Below are 17,867 nucleotides of genomic sequence, written 5' to 3'. Positions count from 1 at the left end.
GTGATTTCATGAAATATCAAGATATAAAAGATAAGCAGACAAATGGTCAGCCAGCACAAACCCAAAACCGGCAGCCTGGATTCGAATCCGAAATGAATCCGTTACCGATTTATGACGATCCAAACTATAAAGGCACAAACAAGTTAAAAGATAAAGTCGTTTTATTAACTGGCGGTGACAGCGGAATCGGACGCGCAGTTGCCATTGCATTTGCAAAAGAAGGAGCTAAATTGTCACTCATTTATTTAGATGAACATGAAGATGCAGAAAAAACAAAAGCAGAAGTCGAACGCGTTGGCGGACAATGTTTACTAATATCCGGTGATGTCGGTGTTGAGCAATTTTGTCAGGAAGCCGTCCAACGAACAATCAATCAATTTGGACAATTAGATTGCTTAATAAACAATGCAGCAGAACAACATTACCAAGAAAAAATTGAAGATATATCGAGTGCACAATTGGAACGGACCTTTCAAACAAACATTTTTTCTTGCTTTCACTTCATAAAAGCAGCTCGTCCCCACCTAAAGGAGGGAAGCACGATTATAAATACCGTTTCGATCGTCGCGTATAAAGGAATGCCTGAATTAATGGATTATGCTGCTACGAAAGGAGCGATGGTCGCTTTAACCCGCTCACTATCAGAAAATCTTGTCAGCTCGGGAATACGTGTCAATGCAGTCGCTCCTGGACCGATTTGGACTCCGTTAATCCCAGCCTCCTTCCCTGCAGATCAAGTAGCTAATTTCGGGACAAGTAGTCCGATGGGAAGACCTGGTCACCCTGCTGAATTGGCACCGAGTTACGTCTACTTAGCTTCTGATGATTCTTCTTATGTTTCAGGACAAGTCCTTCATGTAAATGGAGGAGATATCGTGAATGGATAGATCAAATCCACTGCACTTGGCACGTTATGCCAAGTGCATTTTTTTATCAATTATATAAAGATGTAGGGTCACTACATAAAAACATAAACTACCTGAAATAATACTAATTAGAATGATTTGACAAATACATTTTAAGTGTGTGTTCAAAAAGGTGGACAAAAAGAAACGAGTAGATCAAAGCGACGAAGTTTTGAGTAATGAAGCGTATGGTATTCATACATGAGTAACAGAGAAACGAGTCAACGCGGAGATACGAAAGCTATTTTTCCCGGACTTTTTGAACATCCTTTTTAAACGATTGAAATGGGGGGATTTTTTTGACCACTGATAAAACAGATCACCAAAGTGTCATTATGATTATGCTTGACACACTAATGGACAAGCCTCTTCAGCTTGCATTAAAAGAAGAAAATATGCCTGCTCTTTCATATTTTATGGAACATGGAAATTATTACCCAAATGTCGTTACCCCTTTTCCAGCAATGTCTGTCAATGTAGAGAGTACGCTATTAACAGGTAAATATTGCGATGAACATCGTATTCCAGCTCTCGTTTGGTACAGCCAAAACCAGAACCGGATCATCAATCATGGTACACATGTATTTGAATTGATGAAGCTCGGGTTAACAAGAAGTTTATATGATATTTTTTATCACTTAAACCAGTCTTACTTAAACCCTGACACAAAAACGATCCATGAAGAATTACATGAGCTAGGCAAGGAATCAGCATCTATTAATACACTCATGCACCGAGGTAGTATCGAAAATACGATGACCATTCCGCCACTCGTTCGTTTTTTTGTAGCCATTGAAAAGAATTTACACGTAAAAACCCCTTCAACATTTGTATACGGCAGATTGGCAGGGTTTAGTAGCAATAAAAAATATAGTCACTTATGGAATAACTTTGGTTTTAATAATAATTATTCGGTGCAAGAGTTTTCCGAGTTAGTAAAAAATCATCAGCTTCCTCAATTTTCAATTGTCTATTTACCTGACCATGATAAGAATGTCCATAAACATGGTCCAATGGATATTAAAGGAATCAAGGAGATGGATCAGCAATTACAAACAATATTAGATACATTTGAAAGCTGGGAACAAGCTTTAGAAAATCACATATGGATTTTAATAGGGGATAATGGGCAATCAAGAATTACAAATAATAAAGAAACAGCTTCTGTTGACTTACGTAAACTGTTACAGCCTTTTAAAATCACAAAGCTGAGAAAAGGTGTGCGTAAAGAGGACGACATTGTATTAGCGATTAATCTTCGCTCATGCTTTATCTATTCATTAAATACGAATGAAGTTCCTATATCAGCTATTGTTGAAAAGTTACAAAGTGATGATCGCATAGAGATCATTGCATGGAAATCTGATGATTGGTATTTTGTTACAAGCAGTGGAACAGATGAGACATTTAAATTTAAACCAAACGGTGATTTTAAAGATATTTATAATCAAACTTGGAAAATTGACGGTGATGAATCCATTCTCGATTTAAAAGTTGAAGGACAAGGGATTGATTACGGAGATTATCCAGATGCATTAAAACGACTTCATAGCTCTTTAACTTCACATGAAGGAGACTTCGTCGTAACAACCGTCAAACCCGATTATCAATTCATTGGAGAAAGTACCCCAACTCATGTAGGCGGGGCAAGTCATGGTGGAATCCATGCAAATGACACAAATATTCCAATGATCGTTACTGGTACAAATTCGTCGCCAAAATACTTACGTATGGTCGATATGAAAGAGTGGATTCTTCAACTGACAGCTGACGAGGACGAAATATCACTTATGTAAAATATCAAATAGTCATTTCATAAAGTCGTATACATTTTAACGACTCTCGTCACAGCCTTTATGTATACGACTTTTGGGGTTTCATCCAAACTTTAGTTGACGTTATACGATTGTCCATATATTTTTTATCAATTCTCATAGTTAAAAATAGCTCCTCTATTAGCTTTATTGCTTCATTTCCTTTTTTGATTCAACATTGAGGTTTATATGAACCGTCCTTCTTTCTCCCGGTAATAATTCAAGAGATTGGTTAAAAATATAAGCTGCAAGTTCGCTGTAATGAGTTAGTCCAACTGTTGATATATCTATTGGTGTACCAAAATGAATCAACGCTTCTTCTCTAAACCATTTTCTTTTTTTCGAAAGAGAGATGGCAACAGGTAAAACTGGGACATCTCCTTTTAAACCTAAAAAAGCTACACCGTTTTTAGGTGGCACCCTTTCACCTTCCTTCATCCTCGATCCTTCTGGGAAGATTCCGACAACCTCTCCCTTCTTTAAAAGCCTTAATGCACTTCTGACAGGCTTTATCCTGTTTCCTTTACGTCGATCAACAGGAATTGCAAGTAGCCCTTTAAAAAACAAATTGGATAATTTATTTTGGAATAGTTCAGCTTTTGCTAAAAAATGAATGTCTCTCTTTAATAGTAAGCTAATTACGATTGGATCGAGACAGCTCGTATGGTTAGAAGAAACGATAAAAGCACCTGAAGGCAATTGATCGTTCTCATGAAACACTTTAATTTTATATTTGATTGGAATAATAATTTTGGCAATAAACTTAAGCAGTTTGTAAAACATGACCCTTCCTCCGGCTATTAAAGGTTGTACAATTATTTTTTGCAAGCCAGGGAAAATTATCCCTAATGCGTGTTTAAAAAGGAGGACAAAAAGAGCCACAAACGTTACATCACGAGCTTCCACACGGATGTGGTGACTACAGGGTCCTCCCATTCCTTTGTAAAACCATGATTTTCGAGGTCATCGCGCACTTGTTGTCCGATCAAAATCGTGAACAGCACTACAACAAAAAGTACATGGCTATTGATTCCCCATGTACTTTCAACTGATTTCTTTATACACTTTCTGACTTTTGCTCGACTTCACCTTTTAGTAACTGTCTCACTCCTAGAAAAATACCATATACCTCTTGTTCATCATTGACTAAAAAGCGAACCGGTGTTTCCGATTCATTCATTTCCACTGTAAATAAATGACGATCGACCGGTCTCATCGAATAACTTTCTCCTTCTGATTCAAAAAGAAGCTGATTATCTTTTTTAGTCACATTAATTTCTGCACCTTCTCCAGAAGTAAATGTCCCACAATACTTCTCAAGAAGATCAGCCTGAACTTCGTAATCTTGATACGTTTGCAGCGGAGTATCCGGTTCTACTCCTTGTACAGCATTAAGCGCTCCTAACAACAGCGATGAAACAGGTACACCAACAATGTTCGTTAATACGACACCGGCTAATCTTTTTTCTGGAACGACACTTAAATGAGATGAAACTCCTTTCAAGCTTCCGCCATGTTCGACTAATGTCGCTCCATTGTAATCAGGAGTGATCATCAGTCCGTACCCGTAATATTTATTTTTCTCATATTGAACATGAGGATGTACCATTTCACGCAAACTTTCTGGAGTAAGAATTCGAGAGTGATGAACAGTGCCATCATTCAAATAGAGTTCTGTGTATTTCATCATATCTTTCAATGTTGACCTAAGAAAACCACCTGCTAACATCGCTGGTGCATCCCACCACACGTCTGATTTATAGATTTCTTTTTCACCGTCTTCTTCTTTCGATGCGTACAACGTCGTTACATCTTCTGCATGTATCACACGATTTAAATCAAATGTACTTGAGGTCATGTTTAGAGGCTTCAAAATATTTTCTGTCACATATTCGTCATACGGCATCCCACTCACTCGCTCAACAATCGCACCTAGTAAGGCATATGCATCATTTGAATAGCTAAATTCTGTTCCCGGCTCACCTAATAGATCAAAGGTTAATTCGCCAACAAAGCTCATTAGCTGTTCGTAATCATCAATTGGTTCATGTTCATTTAACCGTTCCATTTGTTGCTCGGAGATTGACGAATCATTTTCCATCGTACGTTTCATTGCATAGTAAAGCGTCGGCAATGTTGGGAGTCCAGATGTATGGGTAAGAAAATGATGAATTGTTACGCGTTCAGTATGTGCTGGGTCACTCGTCTTAAATTCTGGTAAATAACGAACGACCGGGTCATTGACCGTAAGGCTTCCCCTCTCCTGTAATTGCATAATCGCAATCGCGGTAAATGATTTTGTTATTGAAGCAATCCCAAAGAGTGTATTCTCTGTCACTTCAAGCTTTTCATCAACGTTGCGATACCCTTTACCTTCCTTGTAAATCATTTTTCCATGATGTGAGACTGCTAGCGCAGTACCAGGAACTTGATATTTTTCAATGAGGCGTCCAGCAAAAGGTTCAAACTTCGTTATCCACTTGTCCGTTTTCATCGTCATTCTCCCCTCAATGTGTTTTTTCAAATGACCTATAAAATGAACCTCTCAAATATGGTTCTCCTTATAATTGAAAAATCCTTTTGAATACAACAAGAAATACGTAAAACTTAACCCAATGAAGCTCAAGCTTTGAAATATAAACTCCTGACGAATTAGATTAAATTGGGGCAGAAAATGGAACGATTGGATGATAAGAAAGGGTAGGGATTGTTTAGCTGGATATGATAAAATAAAGTCATTCTTATCATCATAGATTAAAATAACTTCTTTAGTATTGGAGTGATCATTTTGTTTAATGTTGGAGATACTGTTTACGTTAATAAACACGGCAGAAGTGAATATGTTGGAAAAGGGAAAGTGAAAGACATTTGTTCTGAAAGAGAAGAGCTGGAGAAATATTTTAAAGAAAGCCATCCATTTTACTCCACATACGTTTCATGGGTAAAAAATAATAAGACAATATACATTGTCGATTTAGAAAGCAACATTGGTTTGGCAGGATTTCTTGAGCAAGAACTGACCCATGAGCTAGTTAAAAATTAATTCAAAAAAGAGGACTTCCACAAGAGTCCTCTTTCTGCTTCATGCAAATAATCCCGTTTTCTGCTTTAACTGATTATAAAATTGTTCTATCGTTCCTCGATCATTCATTTGATATTGCGGTTGGCCGCGGTCAATAACATTTCCTTCAATTAGGAATGTTTTCATCCCTATTTCACTCGCAACCATATCTTCCTGCATATCGTTTCCTACCATCATACATTCTTCCGGCTTCACATTTAACCGGTCTGATAGATCTTGATAATATTGAGCATGTGGCTTTGTAAAAACATTTTCTTCATACACAGTTACAATTTCAAAAGGGATTTTATCAATTCCTGCCCAATTTAATCTGTGGTAAATAGCTGCTTTCGGGAAGACCGGGTTCGTCGCTATTGCGAGACGATAACCTTGGTCGACAGCTTCTTCAACCACTTTTTTTGCTTCCGGTGTCGGCTGACACATATATGAAAACGTCGGAAACACCGTTTCATAAAAATCATCTAATGTTGGCCAAATGTCTTCTTTTTTTACACCTAATAACGGTAAAAACGCTTCTTCAAATACTTTCTCATTCGTCTTGCTAGAATCTAAATTTTTAATCATCGCTTCAGTTCCAGCCATGAGCGCCTGTACAAATTGTTTCGGATCAACGATATGCCCTACTTTCGGTGCCAATTCCTTTATGTAATGGTTTACAAATGCATTTGTATCCATCGGAAGCAATGTCCCATCTAAATCAAACAAAATAACTTTTACCATCGTGACCGCCTCTCCATATTATAAATTAAAAACAAATTATACCATATTGACAAACAATCTCGTTAGCAAAACGGTTCATTAGAAAAGCAGCCAGTACATGATAACTGACTGCTTATTGCATCATTTTTATTCAAGTGTGCGATTATTTTGATCAACTGAAAAGGGCTTGTCTGGTTCCGGCTTCTCCCCTAGACTCATCACACCATCACCGCCGCACACTGTACAAGGGTATCTCCACTCTTCATCATCCATTAACAATCCAGAACCATCACAAGCTTTACATCGATTTTCATGACTCACTTTTGTACACCTCCTTATGCTTGTCTTGCTTTAACCCAATTGATTAATCCACCTTTCAACATCATGTCGACTTGTCTCTCGGACAATGAGTGAATACACGTAATCGTTAATTCCTTCTCATTAATCGATGCATGGATTTCGTGACCAGTCTGGAGCTCCTCTCGAAGCCTTCTGAAAGAAATGACATCCCCTGCATTGAGTTTGTCAAAATCCACCTCATTTTTAAACGTTAGTGGGAGAACACCAAAATTTACAAGGTTTTGCCAATGAATTCGCGCATAGTCTTTAACAATGACTGCTCGTAACCCTAGAAAACGCGGGGCTAAAGCCGCATGCTCTCGGCTCGACCCTTGACCGTAATTATAGCCTCCAACGATGGCATGTCCCCCATTTTTTACTATTTTTTGCGCACGATCGTAATAAGTTTCATCTAAAATCTCAAACGAAAATTTGCTGATTTCCTGTAAGTTACTTCTATACGGTAGTACGCGCGCACCACCGGCAAGAATCTCATCTGTCGATATGTTATCACTCACTTTTAATAAAATCGGAATATCGAGCTCATCTGGAAGAGGCTCCATTTCAGGTATCGAAGTAATGTTCGGACTTTTAAATAGCTCTACCTTTTTTGCTTCTTCATAAGGCAAAGGTTCTTCTAATAAATCTACATCAATTGTCGGATTCTTCGGTTCCTTTACTCGTGGGTAATCCATACCTAATGTTCTCGGATCAGTTATTTTACCTGTAAGTGCAGAAGCCGCTGCTGTTTCAGGACTGCATAAGTAAACACTGTCCTCTCTCGTTCCGGACCTGCCAGGAAAGTTACGGGGAGTCGTCCGCAAACTGTTCCGTCCCGTTGCTGGTGCTTGCCCCATTCCAATACAACCATTGCACCCGGCTTGATGCAGTCGTCCTCCAGCTGAAATAAGACTCGTTATGTGTCCTTCATTAATTAAATCTGTTAAAATTTGTCTAGATGAAGGGTTAATATCAAACGATACGCCACTCGCAACCGACTTTCCTTTGACAATTTCTGCGACAATGGCAAAATCACGATAGCCAGGATTTGCAGACGAGCCTATATAAGATTGATAAATTGGCTCTCCTTCAACCTCTGAAACACATACAACATTTCCAGGACTTGATGGTTTCGCAATCATCGGTTCGATCGCGGACAAATCAATCTCTTCATGTAAATCATATGTTGAGCCATCATCCGCAACAAGCTCAGCCCAATCTTCTTCTCTTTTTTGAGTCGACAAAAATCTTTTCACTTCGCTGTCCGATGGGAAAACAGTCGTCGTTGCACCTAATTCTGCCCCCATGTTTGCGATCACGTGGCGGTCCATTGCATCTAATGAATCTAGCCCGGGACCATAATATTCGATAATCGTTCCGACACCGCCTTTGACATCATGACGGCGCAATAATTCTAAGATGACATCTTTTGCACTCACCCAGTCATTTAATTTTCCAGTTAATTTAATTCCCCACACTTTAGGCATCTTTATATAAATCGGTTCGCCAGCAATTGCCATTGCTACATCGATTCCTCCAGCACCCATCGCTAACATCCCCATACACCCATTCGCACAAGTATGGCTGTCTGAACCTAACAACGTTTTACCAGGAATAGCAATTCGCTGCATATGAACGGGGTGACTCACACCATTTCCCGGCTGACTATAATAAAGTCCAAATCGTCTCGTTGCACTTTGTAAAAACAAGTGATCATCAGGATTCTTGCTGTCAACTTGAATGATATTATGATCGACATATTGAGCTGATGCTTCAGTTTTTGCCCGCTCAATTCCCATTGCTTCAAGTTCAAGCATGACCATTGTTCCAGTTGCATCTTGTGTTAACGTCTGATCGATTTTCAAACCAATTTCTTCACCAGGCGTCATCGTTCCTGAGATTAAATGTTCTTTTATTAATTTTTGTGTGACATTTAACGCCATCCATTACACTCCTTTTTTTATCAGGCTAATGAGTCCACGTTTTCAACTTAGTTTTCACATAAAATGGTGACATTATCATGATAATTTCCTCTATCGTTCGTTTACCCTGACACGCAGTAAAAAAACATATGAGATCTCACGTATAAAGCCCTTAAAGAGGAATGCCCTATTTTGGGCATCCCTTGAATGTGCTTTAGGCAGCGATATCAGACTCTTCCTTTTCTCCCTTCCTTTTAAACAATCGTTTAAAACCTTTTCCAGTACGATGTAGCAGAACATACAATGAAGGAATTAAAATTAATGTAATAAATGTTGCAAATAACAACCCGCCAATAATAACAGTTGCTAATGGTGCTTGGTAATTACCGGAAGCTCCTGTTGCAATTGCAAGTGGAAGCATACCTCCAATTGTCGTTAACGTTGTCATAAAAATCGGTCGTATCCGGTTTTTTCCAGCTTCAACGACAGCTTCTTTTACTGACATTCCTTCAAGTCTTAACTGTTTAATGCGGTCAATTAACAAGATTGCATTATTTAAGACTATTCCAATTAACATGAGCAGTCCCATTGCCGAAAGAATACTTAATTCCCGTTGTGTAATTAATAAGGCAAATATTGCACCTATTGCAGTCATAGGAATAATCGACATGACAATGAATGGATGGATTAAATTATTAAACTGTACAGCCATAACAACATATACGAGGAAGATTGATATACCAAGTACAACTAATAAATCTTGGATCATTTCCTGCTGTGCAGCAATATCTCCTCCTGTCGAAACCGAATAACCGAGCGGTACATCCGTATCGCGAATTAATTGTTCAATATCTCTCGTAACCGCCCCTAAGTCTCTTCCTTCAATTTGACCGGAAATAGTGGCGTAACGCTCACCATCTTCTCGGAGGATTTCATTTGGAGATAATCCTTCTTCTAAACTCATATACTTTGACAAGCTTTCCATCCCTTGCATCGTTTGCACTTCATTGCTCATGACATCATCAATGTTTTCTATAGCGTCTTGCGTTTTCGCAATCATTTTAACAGGTACACCATTTTCATTAAGTTCACCAATTGGATAGTCAATAAATGTTCCTTGTAAATGCTGATACAACATCGACGCCGTCAGCCCATCTTCTTCAATTTCATCTTCTTTAAGCACAATTCTTTGCTCTTCAATTGCAGCAGCCATAGAGGATGTACTGTTCGTCACCCCTTCTATGTTGCCAAGATCTGTTTGAAAATCTTCTGCAATCGTTTTTAACTCATCAAGATTTTCACCTTTTACTTTCAATTGTACTGGAGTCTGAGAAGGTCCTGTTGCCATTCCACCAGTTTGACTAACCGGGTACTCTTCTTCCAGTTCTCGTAATGCAGCAAAAATTTGCTCATTAACATCATCTTGCTCGACCGAAATATCTTCACCTTTCGTCATATTAATTAACGCAAAAATCATCTCTGGATCATCCATAACGATGCTCGATTCTAGGTCATCTACGTGATCCAACTTTTCGTAAAATGCTTCGATGATCTCCTCACGCTCCTCAGCAGACACACCATTTTCCAGTTGAATCACTACTTCTGAATACCTGTTTAACATATCTGGTAAAACCGTCATCGGTACCTTCGTTGTTAGCGCTAAAGATGAACCAAATATGACGATGAAGAGCGCAATGAAACCGAACATCCGGCGTTTTTTCGTCGATATCCAGTCGATACACTTCCCATAGAGGTTGATTAGTTTACTTTCTTTTTTCGCTTTTTTCTTCTCTTTTAGCTTCAAAAAGTTCTCTGCTAGAGAAGGAATAAGTGTAAAAGAAATAACAACTGAACTTACGAGCGTGATCACAACAACAACAGATAGAACGATAATAAACGGCCCAAACTCACCGCCAAACAATCCTACAGGTAAAAATACGACAACGGTTGTTAGCATCGAAGCAATGACAGCTGTTGCAACCTCTCTTACTCCACGAACGACCGCTTCAGTTCCTTTAAGACCTTGCTCTTTTTTCCGATAAATCGATTCAAGTATAACGATTGAGGCATCTACCATCATACCGATTCCAAGTCCTAAAGCAATTAGCGATAGCATGTTAAAGCTGTAATCAAGCATCCACATTACGGCGAAGGTTAATAAAATCGATATCGGTATCGTAAGGCCGACAATGAAGGTTGCTCTAACATTTCTTAAGAACAGCATTAATACGACGAGTGCAAGTATCCCACCGATGATGACATTGTTACTAACCCCACCGATGGAGTCTGATACATAATCAGCTTGAGCAACGACTTCGTTAAACTGGAAGCCTTCGACAAGACCTTCATCATGAATAGCTTGAACTTCGTCGCGAACAGCTTCTGCAAGATCTATTTGGGTATAGCCATTTGTACGACCAATTTCAATAAAAATAAAGTCCTTTGAGCCGTCTTTCCAAATAAAAGAAGATTCTTGACTTTCCTGCTCATAAACATCACTTACTTCAGATAAGGAAATGATGCTTTCCATCGTAGGTATTTTTAATTCTTCAATATCTTCAATACTTGTAAGCGATGTATTCCAGCGTAAAAGTGGTTCATGATCTTCCCCTTTTAATTCGCCAACAGTCGCTTCTAAATTTGCCTGCTCAATCGACTGAATGACTTGTTGAACTTCAAGCCCGTTATTTTGCAATGCCTCTTGATCTAAATTAATGATATATTCTTTTTCCATTAATCCGTTTAAGTTGACTTCTCGAACTTCACCCAACCCTTCTAGCCTAGGCTTCACAACTTCCCGAGCAAAGGCTGACATTTCTTTCAAAGAGCCACCTGAAAGGTCCATATAAAACTCAAAAGGCTGATCTGTAGAAAACGCAAACACCTGATAATCATCGACCTCCGGGATGTCAGACTGAAGTCCAGCAAGTGATGCTTCAACATCTTTTGTTACTTCATCCCCTCTTCCTTCCTCAAGGGTTAATGTAATGACACTGTTTCCAATTGTTGTATTTGATTCGATCGATTCGACTCCATCAACATTCGATATTGTCTGTTCTACTGGAATCGTAATTCGTTCCTCTACATCAATAGCAGCCATTTCACCAGCTTGAATGTATACAGCGGTATAATCCATCGTAATCGGAGGAAACAATTCTTTTCCCATCTTTCCGATTGAATAGCTGCCAACCATAACGACAAAAACAACCATTAATCCAACTAGTAATTTCCTTTTTAACAACATCTTTAACAATTGCATTCTTCTCTCTCCCACCGTGTATATTTGACGAGCGAAATATAAGACACCTTTATAAAACAACTAAAAATGGAAAAGGTTACAAATATTCCCCTTTTCTTCCTTCACTTCAATACGATATAGATTTTCCTATTGCGATAAAACCGTCAGAAGACGGTATTTTCATAAGTCTCCAGACTTAGATATAAATAGGCTTCCATTTTTCGTTTTAGACAAAAATCATTTGTAATCAGACTATAAAAACGGTTTAATATAGGGTAGTAAAGTGCTAAAGGAGGAGAAATGGTGGAAAGAATTAAACTAACAAACGAACTAAGTTACTCTCGCCTCATTCACGGATTATGGAGACTAAACGAGTGGAATTATTCTAAAGAAGAAACGTTATCATTAATCGAACATTGTATTGAAAAAGGGATTACGACATTTGATCATGCTGATATTTATGGAGGTTATATGTGTGAACAATTATTCGGTGAAGCATTATCACTCAATCCCGATATTCGTGAGAAAATAGAAATTGTGACAAAGTGCGGGATTGTCTTGAAGTCACCAAATCGTCCGCACCATCAATCACATCATTACAATACGAGTAAACAGCATATACTTGAATCGGTTGATCACTCATTAAGAAATTTAAAAACTGATTATATTGATACGTTACTCATCCATCGCCCGGATCCATTCATGGACCCCGAACAAGTTGCAGAAGCATTTACAGAACTTAAAGACTCCGGGAAAGTCAGGACCTTCGGTGTATCAAACTTTAAAAGGCATCAGTTAGCCATGCTTCAATCTTATTTAGATCTTGACTTAGTAACGAATCAAATTGAGGTTTCACCATACCAATTAGAAAATATTGAAGATGGAACGCTCGATTTATGCCTTGAAAAAAGAATACCGCCAATGGCATGGTCTCCATTAGCAGGTGGAAAGGTTTTCTTTAGTGATGACGAAAAAGCTGTCCGATTACGGGAAACGTTAACAAACATTCAACATGAAATAAATGCCGAAAGCATCGATCAAGTCATTTTTGCATGGATCCTTGCTCACCCTGCTAACATCATGCCGATCATTGGTTCAGGAAAAAAATCAAGAATTGACTCAGCCGTTCATTCATTAAACCATCAGTTAACGTTAGATCAGTGGTTTGAAATTCTCCATAGCTCAATGGGACATGAAGTACCATAATGTATTCACTGCCTCAACGTGTCAGAGGTTCGGATAAAACTATGTTTAAGAGTGGGCCCTCTCCGTTGGTGGAGCTATTTTTCCCTTTTTCCGGTTATCACTCGTGATAACCGGATCTTTTTTTGCTTTAGTGAGGCTGTTTTGTCCAAGTAGGTTTGTTTAAACCGGGACAGCTATGACTAGAATAGTTAAAAAATACATGTTTATGGAGAGAATAGCATTGAAACGAAAACAAAAGCGGTATCGAACAAAACGCGAAAAATTAGCAAAATATGCTCCCTTCCTGACCTTTTTATTTCTTGTTCTTTTCTCAGTCCTTGAAGCCTTCCCGATTCTAAAGAATATCTTTGTTCTCTATATTTTCCTCCCCTCACTTGCCATCCTTATCTACCGGTTGTTACCCAATGGTCATCACCAAAATGATTTAGATTTATAAAACATTCGTAATCGTATTCCTTCACCCATTTATGCAAAATATCTATAACATAATGTTAATAATACTTTACATTTTGCATAATATCATTTACACTATGTTTGATCGAATAAAGTTTCGTTCTAAAAAATACTCATAACCGTTTTTTTAGTGGATAAAGAGAAACGAAAATAATTTCGAACAAATAGATGTTGAGGAGGAATACATGTTGAGTATTTATGTTGCTTATTTATTTGTCTTTTTATTAGCGGCAATTCCTTTTTTTGAAGTTGTCGGAGTCATCCCATTAGGTGTTGTTGCTGGATTACACGCTCTCCCTGTCACGCTACTTGCTTTCTTAGGAAATATCCTGACAATATGGTTGCTCATATTACTGATGGATCAAGTTAAGAGGTGGTTACAACACCGGAAAGAAAAGAAAGGAAAGGAACCTTCTAAAAAAAGGCAAGCTCGTGCAGAAAGAGTATGGAAAAAATATGGTCTCCCTGGATTAGCATTATTATCACCTATTCTTATCGGCAGTCATTTAGGGGCAGTCTTAGCAATGGGATTTGGAGGAAAAAAGAAGCAAATCACGTTTTGGATGACGGTCAGTGTCACCATCTGGTCAGTCGTTATGGGCTTCACCTCTTATTATGGTATCGATTTTCTTCACAACCAAACTGGTCGAGAAGGATTTCTTACGAATATTCTCGATAATGAATAATAGTTCAGGTGCATGTAACTATAGGTCAACTGCAAGATTTAACTAATAACAACATAAACAAAAGGAGAATTTATGAAAAAACTATTAGATATCGTCTTAATGATCGGTCTCCTTGTTGCTATTCTTGGAAAATTTGTTTTTAACTGGTGGTAAGGTCATAATGTAAAAATGCGTGCACAAGAACAATCAATCATTTTTGCGAGACGAAGTCATTGAACTCCTGTTATCCTTTCTCTATAATAGTTTTATTGCAAACGTTTTACTATATCTGTTCATGGAACATAGAGCGTTACAATGAAGTCCCTTTTCGGAGTTGATGATATGCTGTCCGTCAAAAAAGTATTGAATAATAACGTAATCATCGCCCAACACCCAGATTACGAAGAAGTTGTACTAATCGGAAAAGGTCTTGGTTTTGGTAAAAAACCAGGACATGAAGTAGCTGGAGAACATGCTGAGAAATTCTTTGTTCTTAAAAATGCAGAAGAACAAAAACAATATATGAACTTACTTGAGTATGTAGATGAAGAATTTATCGGAATCATGAATGAATTTATTGATAAATTAGAGCAGGAGTTTAACAGGAAGCTAAACGAACATATTCATGTCGGATTAACAGATCATTTGTATTTCGCAGTAAAAAGAATACAACAAGGTCATGGAATAAAAAATCCATTTTTAAAAGAAACGGAGTTAGCTTACCCGAAAGAATATGCGGTAGCAACGAAGTTAACTGAGTGGCTGAATGATAAGCTGAACATTCGTATTCCAGAAGGTGAAGTCGGATTTATTACTTTGCACATTCATAGTGCATTGACGAATCGAAACCTGGCTGAAATTAATAAACATACACAGCTCGTAAATGAACTCGTGCTTATCATTGAAGATTATTTAAAAATAAATATTGACCGCCAAGACATGAATTATTTACGGCTCGTTCGTCATCTTCACCATACGATTGAAAGAATTCAAACAGAAACATATATGGAAAATCAAAGCAGCCTTAAAAAAGTGTTGCAATTAGAATATCCTATATGTTACACTCTCTCTTGGAAGTTGATGAAAATTATGCAACAACGATTGCAAAAGCCAGTTCCTGATGCAGAGGCCGTTTATCTGACTTTGCACTTGCAGAGACTGAATAATAATGAATGATAAATACAACTTTTCCGTGTTACTGGTTATGCAGGCATGAGAGAAAAGGATTGTAGTTACAACCTGTAGATAGGTCAAGTCTATCTTCTGACAGGATAACTGCATTCTTTTTCCCTCATGTCTTTTTTGTTTGTTGCAAGATTCAACGTTATCATTTTATATTTTTTCGAGGAGGAATGAATCATGTTTAAAAATTCATTTGGGACACTCCAAAAAGTCGGACGTTCCCTTATGCTTCCAGTTGCACTGTTACCTGCTGCTGGTATTTTGCTCGCATTTGGTGATGCGATGCAAAACCCTGATATGATTGCACGATTTGGCTTTTTAGACACTCCATGGATTGCTCTATTAGCAGAAATGATGCAAGAAGCCGGGGGAATCGTGTTTGATAACTTAGCACTCCTATTTGCAGTCGGAGTTGCAATCGGGCTTTCTAAAGGCGACGGTGTTGCCGGACTCGCTGCGATCATCGGTTATTTAATCATTAACGTAACGATGAGCGTCATGACCGGGGTTGAAGCAGAAATGGTAGGAGAAAATCCAGAGTTTGCTAATGTACTCGGTATTCCTACACTACAAACTGGAGTATTCGGAGGAATTATTGCCGGTCTATTAGGAGCATACATGTACAACAAGTTTTACAACATAGAGCTTCCATCTTATTTAGGCTTCTTTGCTGGAAAACGTTTTGTTCCGATTATTACTGCAGGTTCTGCAATTCTTGTCGGTGTAATCATGAACTTCCTATGGCCATTTGCTCAAGATGGACTTAACACGTTCTCATATTTTATGACGGAGTCTAACCGTACGATCGCCACTTTTATTTTCGGTGTCATTGAACGTGCTTTAATTCCATTTGGTTTGCACCATATTTTCTATTCACCTTTCTGGTTTGAGTTCGGTTCTTACACGAACGCGGCTGGAGAAATTATTCGCGGAGATCAGCAAATCTTTTTTAACCAAATTCGTGACGGTGCAGAATTAACTGCCGGTGCATTTATGACTGGTAAGTTCCCATTTATGATGTTCGGACTTCCAGCTGCTGCCCTTGCCATCTATCATTGTGCACGTCCTGAAAATAAAAAAGTCGTTGCAGGGATTATGGGTTCAGCTGCATTAACAGCATTTTTAACAGGAATTACTGAGCCAATTGAATTCAGTTTCTTATTTGTTGCACCTTTATTATTCGCTGTTCATACAGTTTTTGCTGGATTATCATTTATGACGATGCATCTTTTAGACATTAAAATAGGGATGACATTCTCAGGTGGGGTTATCGACTTCTTCCTTTACGGTATTTTACCTAACCGAACAGATTGGTGGCTTGTCATTCCAGTCGGACTCGTCTTTGCAGTCATATACTATTTCGGATTCCGATTTGCAATTAAGAAATTCAACTTGATGACTCCAGGACGTGAAGAACCACAGGAAAATGAAGAATCAGCAGCACAAGGCAATAAAGATGAGCTGCCTTATGAAGTATTAAAAGCGTTCGGTGGAAAAGAAAATTTAACGTATTTAGATGCGTGTATTACTCGTCTTCGTATTACAGTCGATGATGTTTCCAAAGTCGATAAAGATCGCCTTAAAGAACTAGGTGCTTCTGGTGTGATGCAAATTGATAAAAATGTACAAGCAATCTTTGGACCACGCTCTGAAACGATCAAAGGTCAAATGGAAGACATTATTAACGGAAGAACGCCAGAACGTGAAGAAACAAATGCGAATAAGGCACCTGCTTCTGTTACGAGTCAAACAAAAATCGCAATGCCGATAAAAGGGGAAATTAAACCTCTTTCTGAAGTTCCCGATAAGATTTTCTCAGAAAAAATGATGGGTGACGGCTTTGCCATTGATCCAGCTGATGGGAAGGTCGTTTCACCAATTGATGGAAAAATCGTCAACTTATTTACAACGAAGCATGCGATCGGTCTTCAAGCTGAAGACGGTACTGAAATCCTTATTCATGTAGGAATCGATACGGTTAATTTAAAAGGAGAAGGTTTCGAAGCTCATGTGGAACAAGGTGACGATGTTAAAGTAGGGCAACCTTTGCTTACATTTGACCTTGATTATATTAGTAAACATGCCCCTTCTGTCATTACTCCAGTTATTTTTACGAATTTAAGTGACAGTCAATCTGTTCATATCGTAAAAGAAGGCAGCACAAACACTGGTGAAATTGACCGCGTACAAATAAAAGAATAACCACTTAAACGGACCCGCTAATGATCGGGTCCGTTTTTTTATGAGTTCTCTTTAGCAACGAGTAGATGTAAGGTATTCTAGCTCCTGCGGTTTATTTGCTCGCTTTCACCCGCCAATAGCGATTTTGAATTCTATTTGGAATGGAGTTCTCATAAAGATC

At 38.3% G+C, this 17,867-nt stretch carries 14 protein-coding genes; 8 read left to right on the top strand and 6 right to left on the bottom strand.

The genetic code is table 11. From position 1 onward, the window contains the following. Positions 1-8: 8 nt before the first annotated feature. A complete protein-coding gene (locus tag CD001_RS12555) occupies positions 9-887 on the top strand; it encodes an SDR family oxidoreductase (RefSeq protein ID WP_096188043.1) in 879 nt (292 codons plus the stop codon). A gap of 317 nt (positions 888-1,204) precedes the next feature. Further along, a complete protein-coding gene (locus CD001_RS12550; RefSeq protein ID WP_257009802.1) occupies positions 1,205-2,701 on the top strand; it encodes an alkaline phosphatase family protein in 1,497 nt (498 codons plus the stop codon). Positions 2,702-2,866: 165 nt separating this feature from the next. On the opposite strand, the gene CD001_RS12545 is transcribed toward CD001_RS12550, so the two are convergent. Both CD001_RS12545 and CD001_RS12540 read right to left on the bottom strand, forming a co-directional pair. Continuing rightward, positions 2,867-3,502, bottom strand: a complete 636-nt coding sequence (locus CD001_RS12545; protein ID WP_179298726.1) for a lysophospholipid acyltransferase family protein — start codon at positions 3,500-3,502, stop codon at positions 2,867-2,869. A gap of 274 nt (positions 3,503-3,776) precedes the next feature. After that, positions 3,777-5,213, bottom strand: a complete 1,437-nt coding sequence (locus CD001_RS12540) for a serine hydrolase domain-containing protein (protein ID WP_096188041.1) — start codon at positions 5,211-5,213, stop codon at positions 3,777-3,779. A gap of 294 nt (positions 5,214-5,507) precedes the next feature. Between CD001_RS12540 and CD001_RS12535 the strand changes: the two genes are divergently transcribed. Next, positions 5,508-5,762, top strand: a complete 255-nt coding sequence (locus CD001_RS12535) for a hypothetical protein (protein ID WP_096188040.1) — start codon at positions 5,508-5,510, stop codon at positions 5,760-5,762. Between the two features lie 39 nt (positions 5,763-5,801). Here CD001_RS12535 and CD001_RS12530 read toward each other — a convergent pair whose 3' ends face one another. From CD001_RS12530 to CD001_RS12520, 4 genes are all read right to left on the bottom strand, one after another. Further along, entirely contained in the window at positions 5,802-6,521 is a 720-nt protein-coding gene (locus CD001_RS12530; protein ID WP_096188039.1) for an HAD family hydrolase, read from the bottom strand. Between the two features lie 126 nt (positions 6,522-6,647). Further along, positions 6,648-6,821 (bottom strand): hypothetical protein, encoded by a 174-nt coding sequence (locus CD001_RS26430; protein WP_179298725.1) that lies wholly within the window; start codon positions 6,819-6,821, stop codon positions 6,648-6,650. Between the two features lie 14 nt (positions 6,822-6,835). Beyond that, positions 6,836-8,782, bottom strand: coding sequence for an aconitate hydratase (locus tag CD001_RS12525; protein WP_096188038.1), 1,947 nt, complete (start codon positions 8,780-8,782; stop codon positions 6,836-6,838). 193 nt (positions 8,783-8,975) lie between these two features. Then, the gene (locus tag CD001_RS12520) at positions 8,976-12,020 is read right to left on the bottom strand and encodes an efflux RND transporter permease subunit (protein ID WP_096188037.1); all 3,045 of its coding nucleotides are present in this window, start codon (positions 12,018-12,020) and stop codon (positions 8,976-8,978) included. A 282-nt stretch (positions 12,021-12,302) separates the two neighbouring features. Between CD001_RS12520 and CD001_RS12515 the strand changes: the two genes are divergently transcribed. From CD001_RS12515 to ptsG, 5 genes are all read left to right on the top strand, one after another. Next, positions 12,303-13,205 (top strand): aldo/keto reductase, encoded by a 903-nt coding sequence (locus CD001_RS12515; RefSeq protein ID WP_096188036.1) that lies wholly within the window; start codon positions 12,303-12,305, stop codon positions 13,203-13,205. A gap of 220 nt (positions 13,206-13,425) precedes the next feature. Next, entirely contained in the window at positions 13,426-13,641 is a 216-nt protein-coding gene (locus tag CD001_RS26010) for a hypothetical protein (RefSeq protein ID WP_142303586.1), read from the top strand. 202 nt (positions 13,642-13,843) lie between these two features. Continuing rightward, on the top strand, positions 13,844-14,344 hold the full coding sequence (locus CD001_RS12510; RefSeq protein WP_257009801.1) for a small multi-drug export protein: 501 nt from the start codon (positions 13,844-13,846) through the stop codon (positions 14,342-14,344). 321 nt (positions 14,345-14,665) lie between these two features. Continuing rightward, positions 14,666-15,499 carry a glucose PTS transporter transcription antiterminator GlcT gene (gene glcT, locus CD001_RS12505; protein ID WP_096188035.1) on the top strand — a complete coding sequence of 278 codons (834 nt, stop codon included), beginning with the start codon at positions 14,666-14,668 and terminating at the stop codon, positions 15,497-15,499. A 183-nt stretch (positions 15,500-15,682) separates the two neighbouring features. Continuing rightward, positions 15,683-17,707: a glucose-specific PTS transporter subunit IIBC gene (ptsG, locus tag CD001_RS12500; protein WP_096188034.1), complete on the top strand. Its 2,025-nt coding sequence runs from the start codon at positions 15,683-15,685 to the stop codon at positions 17,705-17,707. Positions 17,708-17,867 lie beyond the last annotated feature (160 nt).

Origin of the sequence: Evansella halocellulosilytica (assembly GCF_002335745.1) — a bacterium.
In the GTDB taxonomy this organism is placed as follows: domain Bacteria; phylum Bacillota; class Bacilli; order Bacillales; family Salisediminibacteriaceae; genus Bacillus_CA; species Bacillus_CA halocellulosilytica.
The sequence above is the reverse complement of the archived record's forward strand: the minus strand, read 5'-3'. Positions and strand labels throughout refer to the sequence as shown.

Coding starts and splice junctions, on each gene's coding strand:
- CD001_RS12555 (WP_096188043.1), top strand. CDS start 9: ATGAAATATCAAGATATAAAAGATAAGCAGACAAATGGTCAGCCAGCA.
- CD001_RS12545 (WP_179298726.1), bottom strand. CDS start 3,502: ATGTTTTACAAACTGCTTAAGTTTATTGCCAAAATTATTATTCCAATC.
- CD001_RS12540 (WP_096188041.1), bottom strand. CDS start 5,213: ATGAAAACGGACAAGTGGATAACGAAGTTTGAACCTTTTGCTGGACGC.
- CD001_RS12530 (WP_096188039.1), bottom strand. CDS start 6,521: ATGGTAAAAGTTATTTTGTTTGATTTAGATGGGACATTGCTTCCGATG.
- CD001_RS12525 (WP_096188038.1), bottom strand. CDS start 8,782: ATGGCGTTAAATGTCACACAAAAATTAATAAAAGAACATTTAATCTCA.
- CD001_RS12520 (WP_096188037.1), bottom strand. CDS start 12,020: ATGCAATTGTTAAAGATGTTGTTAAAAAGGAAATTACTAGTTGGATTA.
- CD001_RS12510 (WP_257009801.1), top strand. CDS start 13,844: ATGTTGAGTATTTATGTTGCTTATTTATTTGTCTTTTTATTAGCGGCA.
- glcT (WP_096188035.1), top strand. CDS start 14,666: ATGCTGTCCGTCAAAAAAGTATTGAATAATAACGTAATCATCGCCCAA.
- ptsG (WP_096188034.1), top strand. CDS start 15,683: ATGTTTAAAAATTCATTTGGGACACTCCAAAAAGTCGGACGTTCCCTT.